The organism is Gordonia sp. PP30, from assembly GCF_023100845.1.
Classification (GTDB): domain Bacteria; phylum Actinomycetota; class Actinomycetes; order Mycobacteriales; family Mycobacteriaceae; genus Gordonia.
In genome coordinates this window covers 624,108-636,747 of sequence record NZ_CP095864.1, presented here as the reverse complement: position 1 = coordinate 636,747, position 12,640 = coordinate 624,108, and the positions used below count along the sequence as shown (strand labels likewise).

Sequence of the window (12,640 nt, the reverse complement as noted above, 5' to 3'; positions counted from 1 at the left end):
GTGTCGAAACGCCGCTGATCAGACGCGATGCGGCAGTGAGAAGCCGGCCACGATCTTCGTGATGCGGCCGGCGTCGTCGACCGTGAAGGTCTCCGTCACCCGTGCGGCCAGGCGCAGGAACCGCGGCTGCACGTGCACCAGGTACGACGTCCGCACGGCATGGCCGTCGACGACGGTGGTGAAGTCGCTGACCGTGTGGATCAGCCGGAACTGCGGGCCCCAGGTGAGGCTGCGCGCGATGTGCCCGCCGTTGCGCCCGGTCTTCACACCGAGTTCGGTGCGCGTGCACTCCGGATGCAGGGGTACCACGGTCGCATCGTGGCTGACCAGGGCGTCGACGTAGGTCTTCGCCGCGGCGACCATCGCGGATTCATCGAGCGCCATAGGGCGTCACCTGCTTCGGGGATCGGTCGATCAGATCGGCGACGACCGGCCCCAGCTCGGCCGGATTCCACCGCTCGCCCTTGTCGGCGGTGGCGGCGCGCTGCCAGCCGTCGAGCACCGTGATCCGGCCGCCCTCGACCTCGAAGACGCGGCCGGAGACCGCGGCGGACGCGGGCGAGCCGAGCCAGACCACGAGCGGCGAGATGTTCGCCGGGTCCATCGCGTCGAAGGAGCCGTCGTCGGGCGCGGCCATCTGCGCGGCCATCGCCTCACCGGCACCCATCGTCATCCGGGTGCGTGCGGCCGGCGCGATCGCGTTCACCGTCACACCGTAACCCCCGAGCTCGGCGGCGGCCTGAATGGTGAGTTCGGCGATCGCCGCTTTCGCCGCCGAGTAGTTCCCCTGGCCGACCGACCCGAACAGTCCCGCCCCCGACGAGGTGTTGACGATCCGGGCCCGCGGCACGGTCCCCGCCTTCGCCCTCGCGCGCCAGTGCGCGCCCGCGTGGCGCAGCATCACGAAGTGCCCCTTCAGATGCACGCGGACCACCGCATCCCATTCGTCCTCGGACAGCGAGACCAGCATCCGGTCCCGCACGAAGCCGGCGTTGTTGACGAGCACGTCCAGGTGCCCGAACTCGTCGACCGCCATCCGCACGATCGCCTCGCCGGTCGCCCAGTCGGCCACATCACCGGGTGCGGCGACGGCCTCCCCGCCGGCGTCCCGGATCTCGCCGGCCACCGTGGCCGCCGCGGCCGCGTCGTAGTCGTTGACCACCACGCGGGCCCCGTCTGCCGCGAAGGCGTGTGCATGCGCGCGCCCGATACCCTGCCCGGCCCCGGTCACGATGACGACGCGTCCGTCATTTCCCTTATCGCTCAACGCTTTTCACTCTCTTCGTCGGAGGTCACAGTTCATTGCCCGCGGTGGCGGCATCGAGAAAGGCAGGCTTCTCACCGCCGCCGTGCACGGCGAGGACCGCACCGGTGACGTACGACGCCAGTGGCGACAGCAGGAAGGCGACGGCGTTCCCGATGTCGGTGGGCGACGCCAGGCGGCCCATCGGGATGGTGCGCCCGACCGCGGCGATGCCCTCGTCGTCGCCGTAGTGGAGGTGCGATGCCTCGGTGTGCACCGGACCGGCGACCACCGAGTTGACCCGCACCGCGGGCGCCCACTCGACGGCGAGCGACGCGGTCAGGCTGTCGAGGCCCGCCTTCGCCGCCCCGTAGGCCGCGGTGCCCGGCGACGGCCGGTGCCCGCTCACACTCGACACGTTGACGATCGCGCCGCCGCCGGGCTGACTCACCATCACCGCGTGCACGGCGTGCGCGACGGTGAGCGGCGCCAGCAGGTTGAGCCCGACGATCTTCGCCGAGAAGTTGTCCGACGCGTCCGCGGCGAGGGCGAACGGCGAGCCCCCGGCGTTGTTGACCACCCCGTCGAGCCGCCCGTGCCGGTCGACGATCCGCGCCACGAGTCGTTCGACGGCGTCGGGGTCGCGGACGTCGCACGGGAGGAATTCGGGACCGTCGTCGCGCTCGCCGGGACGACGCGCGCAGACCACCGGGTGCGCGCCGAGACCGGCCAGCACCCCGGCGATGCCCGCTCCCACACCGCGCACACCACCCGTGACCAGGATGATCTTGCCGGCGAGGCCCAGCCCGGACGCATGCGCGGGTTCCGTCATGATGCTACCCTACCAAACAACCAAGCATTTGCTTGGGCAAGTAGGAAGTGCTTCGGAAGGAGCCCGGAACGTGCCCATCAGCACCGCACGACCGCGGGACGGCGTCGTCGTCGTCACGGTCGACTACCCGCCGGTCAACGCACTGCCCAGCGCCGCCTGGTTCGAGCTGGCCCGGACGATCCTCGCGGCGGGCGACGACCCGGCCACCCGCGCCGTGGTCCTCACCGCCGCCGGGCGTGGCTTCAACGCGGGCGTGGACATCAAGGAGATGCAGGCGACCGCCGGTTTCAACGCGCTGGTCGATGCGAATCTGGGCTGCGCGGCGGCGTTCTCCGCCGTGTACGACTGCGCCGTCCCGGTGATCGCCGCGGTCCACGGCTTCTGCGTCGGCGGCGGCATCGGGCTGGTCGGCAACGCCGACGTGATCGTCGCCTCGGACGACGCCGTCTTCGGGCTGCCGGAGGTGGACCGCGGCGCGCTCGGCGCGGCGACCCACCTGGCCCGGCTGGTCCCGCCCCATCTGATGCGCGCGCTGTACTACACGGCGCAGAACATCACCGCCGGCGAGCTTCAGCGGTTCGGCTCGGTCTACCGGGTGGTGCCGCGCGAGGACGTGCTCGACGCCGCCCTGGACGTGGCCGACCGGATCGCCGCCAAGGACACCCGGGTGATCCGCGCGGCCAAACAGGCCATCAACACCATCGACCCGGTCGACGTGAAGAAGAGCTACCTGCTGGAACAGCGATACACCTACGAGCTGAACCTGGCGGGCGTCGCCGACGAGCATCGCGACGCCTTCGTCGCCGGGAGCGGCAGCGAGCGGGAGCACTGAGCATGGCGACCGACAAGACCAGCACCCTCGACGAGGTCATCGGCGAACTCGCCGACGGCATGACCATCGGTATCGGCGGCTGGGGCGGACGGCGCAAGCCGATGGCCCTGGTCCGCGCCCTCGCCCGGTCGTCACTGACCGGCCTCACGATCGTCACCTACGGCGGCGCCGACCTCGGACTGCTCTGTGCCGCAGGCAAAGTGAAGCGCGCGTACTACGGCTTCGTCTCGCTCGACTCGCCGCCGTTCTACGACCCGTGGTTCGCCCGCGCCCGCACCAGCGGCGCGATCGAGGCCCGCGAGATGGACGAGGGCATGGTCAAGTGCGGTTTGGAGGCCGCCGCCGCGCGCCTGCCGTTCCTCCCCATCCGGGCCGGACTCGGCTCCTCGGTGCCGGACTTCTGGGACGGCGAGCTGAAGACCGTCGTCTCCCCCTACCCGGACGGCGACGGGCGGACTCAGACGCTCATCGCCATGCCCGCGCTGACGCTCGACGCGGCGTTCGTGCACCTCGATCTGGCCGATGTCCACGGCAACGCGGCCTACACCGGGATCGACCCGTACTTCGACGACCTGTTCTTCGCCGCCGCCGACCGCCGCTATCTGGAGACCGACCGCCTGGTCACCACCGAAGAACTCGCCGATGCCGTGGTCCCCCAACGTCTTCTGCTCAACCGGATGAACGTCGACCGCGTGGTCCACACCCCGAACGGCGCGCACTTCACCTTCTCCGGGAGCTATCCCCGAGACGAGGCCTTCCAGCGGTTCTACGTCGAGTCCGCGGGCGACGAGGAGAAGTGGGCCGCGTTCCGCACGCGGTTCCTGGACGTCGACGAGGAGACCTATCAGGCCGAAGTGACCGCATGGAACGGAGAGACCCGATGAGCACCGCTCGCCGCCCCCTGAGCTCCGTCGAAGGGACCCCGACCCGCGCCGAATACTGCGTCACCGCCTGCGCCGACATCTTCACCGGCGCCGGCGAGATCATGGCCTCCCCGATGGCCCCGATACCGCTGCTCGGCGCGCGACTGGCCCGCCTCACCACCGAACCCGACCTGCTGATCACCGATGGGGAGGCCCAGATCCTGGCCGGCACCCCGCCGATCGGCCAGACGGGACCGATCGAGGGCTGGCTGCCGTTCCGCCAGGTGTTCGACGTCGTCGCCTCCGGTCGCCGGCACGTGGTGATGGGCGCCAACCAGCTCGACCGGCACGGTAACCAGAACCTCTCCGCATTCGGCCCGCTCCAGCACCCGGCGCGGCAGATGTTCGGCTCGCGCGGGTCACCCGGCAACACGATCAACCACCCGACCAGTTACTGGGTCGGCAGGCATTCGGCACGCGTCTTCGTCGAGAAGGTCGACATCGTCTGCGGCATCGGCACCGACGCCGTCGACGCGTCGAACCCGGCCTTCGACGACGTCCACATCCACCGGGTGGTGACCGACCTCGGCGTGTTCGACTTCGGCGGTCGCGGCGGGACCATGCGCGCGCTCTCGCTGCATCCCGGGGTGACGCCCGGGCAGGTCGCCGAGAACACCGGATTCCCCGTCGCCGGCCTCGACGACGCTCCGACGACCGCGGCACCCACCGCCGAGCAGCTAGCCCTGATCCGGGATGTACTGGACCCCAAGGGAATTCGCGATCGCGAGGTTCGCGCGTGACCGCCGCACCGCTGTCCACCCGGTTCACCGAGCTGGTCGGGATCGACTATCCGATCGTCCAGACCGGCATGGGATGGGTGTCCGGCCCGTCACTCACCGCCGCGACCGCGAACGCCGGTGGCCTGGGCATCCTCGCGTCGGCGACCATGACCTACGACGAACTCGAAGCGGCGATCGCCAAGACCAAGGCGCTCACCGACAAGCCGTTCGGGGTCAACCTGCGGGCCGATGCCACCGACGCGGCGCAGCGCGTCGATCTGATGATCCGCGAAGGCGTGAAGGTCGCGTCGTTCGCGCTCGCCCCGAAGGCCGAGCTGATCGCGCGTCTGAAAGATGCCGGGGCCGTGGTGATTCCGTCGATCGGTGCGGCCCGGCACGCGGTGAAGGTCGCCTCGTGGGGCGCCGACGCGGTGATCGTGCAGGGCGGCGAGGGCGGCGGACACACCGGGCCGGTCGCCACCTCGCTGCTGCTGCCGTCGGTGATCGACGCCCTTCGGCTCCGCTCAGGAACCACCCTGGGCGGCCGGTCCGGACCGACCTCGATCCCGGTGGTCGCCGCCGGCGGCTTCTTCGACGGGCGCGGCCTGGTCGCGGCCCTCGCCTACGGTGCCGACGGGATCGCGATGGGCACCAGGTTCCTCCTCACCAGCGACTCCGCGGTGCCCGACAGCGTCAAACGGGAATACCTGCAGCGCGGACTCACCGACACCGTCGTCTCCACCAAGGTCGACGGCGTTCCGCACCGCGTGCTGCGGACCGAACTGGTCGACGCGCTCGAAAGCGGTTCGCGCACCAAGGCTCTGGTGGCCGCCGCCCGCAACGCGCACGAGTTCAAGCAGCTGACCGGCATGCGCTGGACCACCATGCTCCGCGACGGGCGCGCGATGAAGCGCTCGGGGGAACGCACCTGGCAGCAGATCATCATGGCAGGCAACACCCCGATGCTGCTGCGGGCCGGGCTGGTCGACGGCAACACCGAGGCGGGCGTGCTGGCCTCCGGTCAGGTGGTGGGACTGCTCGACGATCTACCCAGCTGCGACGAGCTGATCCAGTCGGTGATGACTCAGGCGCACGCACGACTCGCCGCGCTGTCCGAGTTCTCCGTCGGCTGAGCAGACTCAGCCGGCGGGGCGGACCCGACTCCGCCCAACACGACGATCGAGCGGAGTCGAGATCACACCCCCGTCTCGACTCCGCTCGACCAGCATGGGGGCGGCTCGACCAGCATGAACTCCGCTCGACCGGCATGAACGCCGCTCGACCGGCATGGGGGCCGATCTGCCCCGCCGGCTGAGCCCGGCGAGGAACGAGCCGGTGTCGAAGCCCCCGCTACTCGGAGTCCCGCACGCCCTGGCTGTTCCGGACCAGTCCGTCGTTGCAGAACGAGTTCACGATCGCGAACGACCGGTCGTTGTCGATGAGCTGTTTCTTATGCAGGCGGCGGCCGAGTTCGGCCGTCACCTCCTTCTGCTCGTCGGGGGTGAGACGACGGTAGGTGTGGCACGTCATGGTCCACGCCTGAGCGGCCATGCCGGACGCCGCGCTGCTGGTGGTCTCCGGCGACTTCTCGGAGGTCGTGCTCGCGGAGGTGGACCGGGCGGTGCTGTGCACGCTCGTGGACGGCGACGTCGAGGACGGCGCCGCGGACGACGTCACGGAAACCGTCGGTGTCGTCGTTCCGGCCGGGCCACCGGCCTTGACCGCGGTCCCGTCGACCGTGCACCCGCCGAGGACGACGGCCCCGGCGGCGACCATCACGAGCGCGGCGGCTCGCGATCTCGATGCACGCACGGCCCCTCCTTCACTCCGTCGCGGTGGACTCGACCCTCCCGAGGATAGCCGTCGGCGCGCCCGGATCGGTGAGCCGATCAGGGAGACCGGCCAGCGCGAACAGCGCCGGCTCGAAGAACGCTCCGACGTGCGTCACCGCGCCACCGGAGATGGTGAGGACGTCGAGCTGGAACGGGCGCCACTCGTCGCCGTCGCGCAGGTACATCCCGGCGGCCGGCAGCCCGTTCGCCGTGGTCGGCACCATCGCGAGGTCGCCGGGCCGCTGGGCCGGGCACTGCGCGCGGCTGAGTTCACCGATCCGCTCGGCACCCCGATACCAGCCGGGGAACGGCGGCATCTCCCACACGGCGTCCGCCGCGAGGACACTCACCACGCCGTCGATGTCGTACCGCTCGAAGGCAGCACAGAACTCGTCCCAGACGCGCTGCTCGTGCGCGGTGAGCCGGTCGGCGCGGGCGCCCTCGCCGATCGCGGTGTCCCGGGCCCGCACCGCGGCGAGCGTCTTCCGGGCGCGGGCCAGCGCGCTGTTCGCCGACGCCACCGAGACGTCGAGCAGGCCGGCGGTCTCGGCGGCCGAGAAGGCGAGCACGTCGCGCAGGATCAGCACGGCGCGCTGCGTCGCGGGCAGATGCTGCAGCGCCGCCGCCATCGCCAGACCGACGCTCTCCTTCCGGGTCGCGGCATCGGCCGGGTCGCCGAGGGCGGCGTCGGGCAGCGGTCCCAGCCAGCGGGTCTCGGTGTCGGCGACCACCGGGACGGCCGGGTCCGACGCATCAGTGCCCAGCCCGGTCGGCAGCGGCCGCCGCGCACGACTCTCCAGCGCGGTGAGGCAGGTGTTGGTCGCGATCTTGTACAGCCAGGTGCGCGTCGACGACCGCCCCTCGAATCGGTGGAACGCCCGCCAGGCCCGCAGGTAGACCTCCTGCACCACGTCCTCGGCGTCGGTCGCCGAACCGAGCATGCGGTAGCAGTGGGCGAGCAGTTCCGCGCGCGACACGGCGGCGGTCAGCTCGTCGAAGCCGCCGGTCGAGGGGCCGTCGTCGTGCACCTCACGCTCCTTGCTGCTGCTTCATGAACTCCTCCGGCCCGGCCTCGACCGCGGCGGGATCCATCCACATGATGCCCCACCCGTGGCCGTCGAGGTCCTCGAAATCGCGGCCGTACATGAAGCCGTGGTCGTCGGTACGGCCGTCCTTCGCGCCGAGCGCCACCGCGCGGTCGACGATCTGGTCGACCTCCTCCCGGCCGGCCGCACTCAGATTGACCAGAACCTCACTCGACGTGGTCGCGTCGACGATCTGCTTGTCGGTGAAGTCCGCGTAGAACTCGCGGCGCATCAGCATGCAGACGATGTGGTCGCCCAGGACCAGCGCGGCGGCGTTGCCGTCGCAGAAGCGGTCGTCGAACCGGTAGCCGAGCGCGGTGAAGAACTCCCGCGAGCGGTCCAGATCGGCGACGGCGTAGTTGATGAAGATCATGTCGTGCATGGTGGTTCTCCTCGCGTCCGCGGCGCTTGCGGTCAAGTGCCGTCACAGAGATAGACCACCGGGCCGGCCGAAAGTGATCGGTAGTCTCTGAACTCGTGGATCTCACCGCGCTCCGTCCGACCGCTCTCCGGCGCTTCCCCGACGTCGAGGGGCCGGGTCTGACCGCGGTCGACGCCGCCGACCGGCTGCTGCTCGACGAGGCCGCCGCGGCGATCGCCGCCACCCCCGACGGCGCGCTGGCGGTGATCGACGACGCCTACGGCGCGCTCACGCTGGGCGCGGCCGAGCTGGGTGCGCGCGACATCCGCGTCCACCAGAATCTGCTGACCGGCGAACGCGCGCTGTCCGCCAACGCCGAACGCCTCGGCACGACCGGTGTGTTCACCGCCCGCCCGCTCGATTCCGGACTCCTCGCCGGGGCGACGACGGTGCTGCTGCGGCTGCCACGCTCCCTCGACCGGCTCGCCGAACTCGCCGCCCTGATCGCCGCGCACGCCGACCCGGGCGTCCGGGTGTTCGCCGGCGGGCGGATCAAGCACATGTCGGTGGCCATGAACGACGTCCTGCGCGCCGTCTTCGAGCGCGTCGACGTCACCCACGCGCGGCAGAAGTCCCGCGTGCTGATCGCCAGTGGCGCAAAGACCCTCGACGCGGCGGCATCAGCCGGACAGTGGCCGCGCACCGAGTTCCACGCCGATCTCGGGCTGACCGTCGTCGCACACGGCGGCGTCTTCGCCGGGACCCGGATCGACATCGGTACCCGGTTCCTGCTGGAGCAGTTCGACGCGCTGCCCGCGGCACCGACCGCCGTCGACCTGGCCTGCGGCTCCGGCATCGTCGCCGCGGCGCTCGCCGCGCGGCGGCCAGACGTGCGCGTCGTCGCGACGGACCGCAGCGCCGCCGCGGTGGCGTCGGCCCGGGCGACCGCGGCCGCCAACGGTGTCGGCGAGCGCGTCGACGTCGTCCGCGCCGACGGCCTGGAGACGCTGCCGGAGGCTTCACAAGAGCTGGTGCTGCTCAATCCGCCGTTTCACAGCGATGCGTCCCTGTCGACCGGGATCGCCGAGCACCTGTTCGCCGACGCCGGGCGCGCCCTGGCCCCGGGCGGCGAGCTGTGGTGCGTGTGGAACTCACACCTGCGGTACCGCCCGGCGCTGGATCGCCTGGTCGGCCCGACCCGGCAGATCGCCCGGAACCCGAAGTTCACCGTCACCGCGTCCACCCGGCGAGCACGCTGATCGAGCGGACATGCCGATCAGGCGGCATGTCCCAGCCGCCGTCATGCCGCCGCGATCCCGGCCCGGATCTTCGCCACGGCCTCCGCCGGCGCGTTCTCCTCCGGAATCAGGATCCGGCGTCCCTTGCGCACCTTGACCACCACGAAGCCGCGCATCCTCGTGACCTGCTCCAGCCGCGAATAGGCCACCGTCAGCGTGACTCCGCCGTCCTCGAGCCGGAGCGCGGTATCGCTGTAGCCGGCGGACATGACGCTTCCTGGCGACAAGAGTCTCCGATTCGCCCGGTAACTCTTGAGCAGCGTGATCAGTGCGATCACCCCCAGAACGGCGGGAAGGCCGAGCAGGAACCACCAGGTGCCGAAGACCAGCGACAGAGCGATGAAGCAGACCGCCTCGAACACCGCCGTCACCGCCAGCCCCAGTTCCCCACCGGCCACACCCGCATGCCGCCGCGGGTGAAGCGCCAGACGTCGCCGTCGACGCACTCGTAGCGGTATTGGATCTCCGGCAGGTCGTCGGCCAGTACGGACACAGCTCCCCCTCGTTGTCAGCAGGGCGTCGATCCTACCGAGAGGCGTGGTCTCGACTCCGCTCGACCGTCATGATCTCGACTCCGCTCGACCGTCATGATCTCGACTCCGCTCGACCGCCACGGCCGGTCAGCGTCGGCGGGCGTTGCCGGGCGTCTCGCCGAACATCCGCCGGAAGGCCTTGGTGAACGCGGACTGGTCCGCGAATCCCCACGTGCCGGCGATCTCCCCGATCGGCCGGGACAGTTCGCTCACCAGCTCGGCGCGCGCCCGGTACAGGCGCCGCTCACGCACATACTGCCGCAGCGTGATCTCCCGGTCGGCGAACATCTGGTAGACGGCCCGGACCGAGAGCGAGAGATGCGTCGCCAGTTCTTCGGCGGTGGTGGAGCCGGGGAGCCGGTCTTCGACGAATTCCACGGCGCGACGCCAGCGCTGGTCGGCCCAGTCCGCCGCCGACGGGCGATGCGCCAGGTCGAGCGTGACGAACAGCAGCTCCCGGAAGGCGCTGCCCAGCGCGACGGCCGGCTGTTCGGCGAGGATCGGCTCGGGTGTGCGGTCGAGCGCCTCGGCCAACGCCCGCAGAGCGAGGGTCCGCTCGGCCCGGATCGGCCCCGCGGCGAGCAGTTCATCGAGGTGGGGCGTCCATGCCGCGACCAGATCCCGGGGCAGGAAGACGGTGAACTTGCGAAGGTTCTCCGACGCCGAGAACGAACCCTGCGACCGGGTGTCCCAGAGCAACGACTGCCCGGCGTGGAGGGTGACCGGTTCACCGTCGAGTTCGACGACCTCGCGGCCCTCCAGCACGGTGAGCAAGCCGAGGACCGTGTCGTCGTGCGCATCGATCGATGACCGCGTCCGCACCCCGGAGCACGACTCGGTGACGCAGTGGACGATGTCCAGACCGCCCAACTCGTAGCGACGGATCGGCTGCTCCATCAGCGGGGCACCCGCCGAATGCACGGACCAGCCCCGATGCCACCGGGTGATGAACGACGACAAGTCGCCGACCGTCGACACACCGGGCGCCTCGCGCTTCGGTGCCGCAGCTGGCTGGACCACCGTCACCCTTCGATCGTGGCATAGAAACGGCCTCCTGCCGAGGACTCCGGAGAGCCCGCTCACACCTCGGCCGCATTGTGCAGACACCGACCAAGATCTCTGCACTGGCGCCACAGCCGCCGGTGTGACCCACATCGCAGACTCGATTCACAGCCGCCACCGCGCCCGGCGGGCGGCCTGATCGGGAGTTGAGAAATGGCAGAAAGACGGAACTGCGAGTTCCAGACCGAGGACGGCACCACCCTGCGCGGGTGGTGGTATCGGGGCGAGGGCGACAACCGGCCGGTGATCGTCATGGCGCACGGCTTCTCGGCCACCAAGGAGATGTACCTCGACGACTTCGGCGGCTACTTCGCCGACGGCGGTTTCGACGTCCTGGTCTACGACAACCGGAATCTCGGCGAGAGCGACGGACCGCGTCCGGCGGAGATCGATCCGTGGCAGCAGGTGTCCGACTATCGGGATGCCATCACCTGGATCTCCGGGCAGGACGGCATCGACGCCGGCCGGGTCGGTATCTGGGGGTCGAGCTACAGCGGCGCGCATGTACTCGTCGTCGCCGCCCTGGACCGCCGCGTGAAATGCGTCGTCTCCCAGGTGCCGCTCGTCGACGGGCTGGAGAACGCCCGCCGGCTGATCCGGTCCGACGTCTGGCCGACCCTCCGCCAGGGCTTCGACGCCGACCGCGCCGGACGGCTGCGCGGCGAGGACCCCCTGACCATTCCGGTCACCTTCGATCAGTCCGCCGACGAGCCGTGCGCCCTGCCGACCCAGGACAGCCACGACTTCTTCTTCGGACCGATCCGCGAACGCGCCACCAACTGGGAGAACCTGATCACCCTGCGCTCGGTGGAGCTCTTCACCGAATACCTCCCGGCGGCCTTCATCGCCCGCATCTCACCGACGCCGCTGCTCCTGGTGGTCGCGACCGACGACGTCCTCACCCCGTGCGACCTCGCGCTGGGCGCCTACGAAGAGGCCCGCGAACCGAAGAAGCTCCTGGTCCTGCCCGGCGGGCACTTCGACGCCTACATCGACGACGCCTTCGCGACCTCCGCCCCCGTTCAGCTCGACTGGTTCCAGACCCACCTCGGAAAGTAAGGACACATCTCATGGACACGATGACCGACAAGGTCAGTATCGTCACCGGCGCCGCGGGCGGCATCGGAACGGCCACCGCGCAGGCGCTCGCCGAGGCAGGCAGCGCCGTGCTGATGGTCGACTTCGATGAGGAGGCGCTCGCTGCGGCCCGCGACAAGGTGACCGGCGACAAGGTCGACGTCTTCACCGCCGACGTCACCGACCGCGAGCAGGTGGAGGCGTACACCCGCTACGCGGTGGACACCTGGGGCGGCCTCGACGCGGTGATCCTCAACGCGGGCACCTTCGGGTCGTCGTACTCGCTGATGGACTATCCGGAAGAGCTGTTCGACCGGGTGATCGCCATCAACATGAAGGGCGTCTGGTACGGCCTGCGCGCGGCCGTCCCGCACCTGCGCGAGCGCGGGGGCGGCAGCGTGGTGATCACGTCGTCGACGCAGGGACTCAGCGGATACTACGGCTCCACGCCGTACACCGCCTCCAAGCACGCGGTGGTCGGCATCATGCGCAACGCCGCGGTGGAACTGGCCACCGAGGGCATCCGGGTGAACACCGTTCACCCCGGGCTGACCGACACCACCATGATGGGCGGACTCCACACCGACGCCAACCCGGAGGATCCCCAGGCGGTCATGGATGCCTTCGCCCAAGCGCCGCCGATGGCACGGTACGCGCAACCCCGCGAGATCGCCGAGCTGATGCTGTTCCTCGCCAGTCCCGCGTCGAGCTACTGCACCGGTGGCACCTTCGTCGCCGACGGCGGCCTGCTCGCCTACCACGGTGGACCGCGCCCCTGATCCGCGCACTGTGAGCCCCGTGGAACTCGTCCTCCGCGATGTACCGTTCTCGGCATATCGCGGA

General features: G+C 70.5%; 16 protein-coding genes. 7 read left to right on the top strand and 9 right to left on the bottom strand.

Annotation, left to right across the window (positions count from 1 at the left end; all coding sequences use genetic code 11):
- Nucleotides 1-18: 18 nt before the first annotated feature.
- From MYK68_RS02865 to MYK68_RS02855, 3 genes are read right to left on the bottom strand one after another with little or no spacing between them, the layout of a single operon-like run.
- Nucleotides 19-384, bottom strand: a complete 366-nt coding sequence (locus MYK68_RS02865; RefSeq protein ID WP_247866225.1) for a DUF8021 domain-containing protein — start codon at nucleotides 382-384, stop codon at nucleotides 19-21.
- Nucleotides 371-1,267: an SDR family oxidoreductase gene (locus tag MYK68_RS02860; protein ID WP_247866224.1), complete on the bottom strand. Its 897-nt coding sequence runs from the start codon at nucleotides 1,265-1,267 to the stop codon at nucleotides 371-373. Before MYK68_RS02860 ends, MYK68_RS02865 begins: the two co-directional genes overlap by 14 nt.
- A gap of 25 nt (nucleotides 1,268-1,292) precedes the next feature.
- Nucleotides 1,293-2,075, bottom strand: a complete 783-nt coding sequence (locus MYK68_RS02855; RefSeq protein ID WP_247866223.1) for an SDR family oxidoreductase — start codon at nucleotides 2,073-2,075, stop codon at nucleotides 1,293-1,295.
- A 70-nt stretch (nucleotides 2,076-2,145) separates the two neighbouring features.
- On the opposite strand from MYK68_RS02855, the gene MYK68_RS02850 reads away from it, so the two are divergent.
- Genes MYK68_RS02850 through MYK68_RS02835 form a run of 4 tightly spaced genes read left to right on the top strand, consistent with a single transcriptional unit; the run spans nucleotide 2,146 to nucleotide 5,682 of the window.
- Complete coding sequence (locus MYK68_RS02850; RefSeq protein ID WP_247866222.1) at nucleotides 2,146-2,907, top strand: enoyl-CoA hydratase family protein; 762 nt, start codon at nucleotides 2,146-2,148, stop codon at nucleotides 2,905-2,907.
- 2 nt (nucleotides 2,908-2,909) lie between these two features.
- On the top strand, nucleotides 2,910-3,791 hold the full coding sequence (locus MYK68_RS02845) for a CoA transferase subunit A (protein ID WP_247866221.1): 882 nt from the start codon (nucleotides 2,910-2,912) through the stop codon (nucleotides 3,789-3,791).
- Nucleotides 3,788-4,570, top strand: coding sequence for a CoA-transferase subunit beta (locus MYK68_RS02840; RefSeq protein ID WP_247866220.1), 783 nt, complete (start codon nucleotides 3,788-3,790; stop codon nucleotides 4,568-4,570). Before MYK68_RS02845 ends, MYK68_RS02840 begins: the two co-directional genes overlap by 4 nt.
- Nucleotides 4,567-5,682: an NAD(P)H-dependent flavin oxidoreductase gene (locus tag MYK68_RS02835; protein WP_247866219.1), complete on the top strand. Its 1,116-nt coding sequence runs from the start codon at nucleotides 4,567-4,569 to the stop codon at nucleotides 5,680-5,682. The genes MYK68_RS02840 and MYK68_RS02835 overlap by 4 nt, the downstream gene beginning before the upstream one ends.
- Nucleotides 5,683-5,899: 217 nt before the next feature.
- Here the strand turns inward: MYK68_RS02835 and MYK68_RS02830 are convergent, their stop codons facing one another.
- From MYK68_RS02830 to MYK68_RS02820, 3 genes are read right to left on the bottom strand one after another with little or no spacing between them, the layout of a single operon-like run.
- Nucleotides 5,900-6,361, bottom strand: coding sequence for a hypothetical protein (locus MYK68_RS02830; RefSeq protein ID WP_247866218.1), 462 nt, complete (start codon nucleotides 6,359-6,361; stop codon nucleotides 5,900-5,902).
- Nucleotides 6,362-6,371: 10 nt separating this feature from the next.
- On the bottom strand, nucleotides 6,372-7,409 hold the full coding sequence (locus tag MYK68_RS02825; RefSeq protein ID WP_247866217.1) for a sigma-70 family RNA polymerase sigma factor: 1,038 nt from the start codon (nucleotides 7,407-7,409) through the stop codon (nucleotides 6,372-6,374).
- A gap of 1 nt (nucleotide 7,410) precedes the next feature.
- On the bottom strand, nucleotides 7,411-7,848 hold the full coding sequence (locus MYK68_RS02820; protein WP_247866216.1) for a VOC family protein: 438 nt from the start codon (nucleotides 7,846-7,848) through the stop codon (nucleotides 7,411-7,413).
- Nucleotides 7,849-7,943: 95 nt separating this feature from the next.
- On the opposite strand from MYK68_RS02820, the gene MYK68_RS02815 reads away from it, so the two are divergent.
- Nucleotides 7,944-9,086 (top strand): class I SAM-dependent methyltransferase, encoded by a 1,143-nt coding sequence (locus MYK68_RS02815; RefSeq protein ID WP_247866215.1) that lies wholly within the window; start codon nucleotides 7,944-7,946, stop codon nucleotides 9,084-9,086.
- A gap of 41 nt (nucleotides 9,087-9,127) precedes the next feature.
- On the opposite strand, the gene MYK68_RS02810 is transcribed toward MYK68_RS02815, so the two are convergent.
- From MYK68_RS02810 to MYK68_RS02805, 3 genes are all read right to left on the bottom strand, one after another.
- Complete coding sequence (locus tag MYK68_RS02810; protein ID WP_247866214.1) at nucleotides 9,128-9,496, bottom strand: hypothetical protein; 369 nt, start codon at nucleotides 9,494-9,496, stop codon at nucleotides 9,128-9,130.
- Nucleotides 9,493-9,618, bottom strand: a complete 126-nt coding sequence (locus MYK68_RS20735; RefSeq protein WP_283255266.1) for a hypothetical protein — start codon at nucleotides 9,616-9,618, stop codon at nucleotides 9,493-9,495. Before MYK68_RS20735 ends, MYK68_RS02810 begins: the two co-directional genes overlap by 4 nt.
- A 127-nt stretch (nucleotides 9,619-9,745) precedes the next feature.
- The gene (locus MYK68_RS02805; protein ID WP_247866213.1) at nucleotides 9,746-10,678 is read right to left on the bottom strand and encodes a helix-turn-helix domain-containing protein; all 933 of its coding nucleotides are present in this window, start codon (nucleotides 10,676-10,678) and stop codon (nucleotides 9,746-9,748) included.
- 195 nt (nucleotides 10,679-10,873) lie between these two features.
- Here MYK68_RS02805 and MYK68_RS02800 point away from each other — a divergent pair, with 195 nt between their 5' ends.
- Complete coding sequence (locus MYK68_RS02800; RefSeq protein ID WP_247866212.1) at nucleotides 10,874-11,779, top strand: alpha/beta hydrolase; 906 nt, start codon at nucleotides 10,874-10,876, stop codon at nucleotides 11,777-11,779.
- A gap of 11 nt (nucleotides 11,780-11,790) precedes the next feature.
- Nucleotides 11,791-12,576, top strand: a complete 786-nt coding sequence (locus tag MYK68_RS02795; RefSeq protein WP_247866211.1) for an SDR family NAD(P)-dependent oxidoreductase — start codon at nucleotides 11,791-11,793, stop codon at nucleotides 12,574-12,576.
- Nucleotides 12,577-12,640 lie beyond the last annotated feature (64 nt).

Coding starts and splice junctions, on each gene's coding strand:
- MYK68_RS02865 (WP_247866225.1), bottom strand. CDS start 384: ATGGCGCTCGATGAATCCGCGATGGTCGCCGCGGCGAAGACCTACGTC.
- MYK68_RS02855 (WP_247866223.1), bottom strand. CDS start 2,075: ATGACGGAACCCGCGCATGCGTCCGGGCTGGGCCTCGCCGGCAAGATC.
- MYK68_RS02845 (WP_247866221.1), top strand. CDS start 2,910: ATGGCGACCGACAAGACCAGCACCCTCGACGAGGTCATCGGCGAACTC.
- MYK68_RS02840 (WP_247866220.1), top strand. CDS start 3,788: ATGAGCACCGCTCGCCGCCCCCTGAGCTCCGTCGAAGGGACCCCGACC.
- MYK68_RS02820 (WP_247866216.1), bottom strand. CDS start 7,848: ATGCACGACATGATCTTCATCAACTACGCCGTCGCCGATCTGGACCGC.
- MYK68_RS02800 (WP_247866212.1), top strand. CDS start 10,874: ATGGCAGAAAGACGGAACTGCGAGTTCCAGACCGAGGACGGCACCACC.
- MYK68_RS02795 (WP_247866211.1), top strand. CDS start 11,791: ATGGACACGATGACCGACAAGGTCAGTATCGTCACCGGCGCCGCGGGC.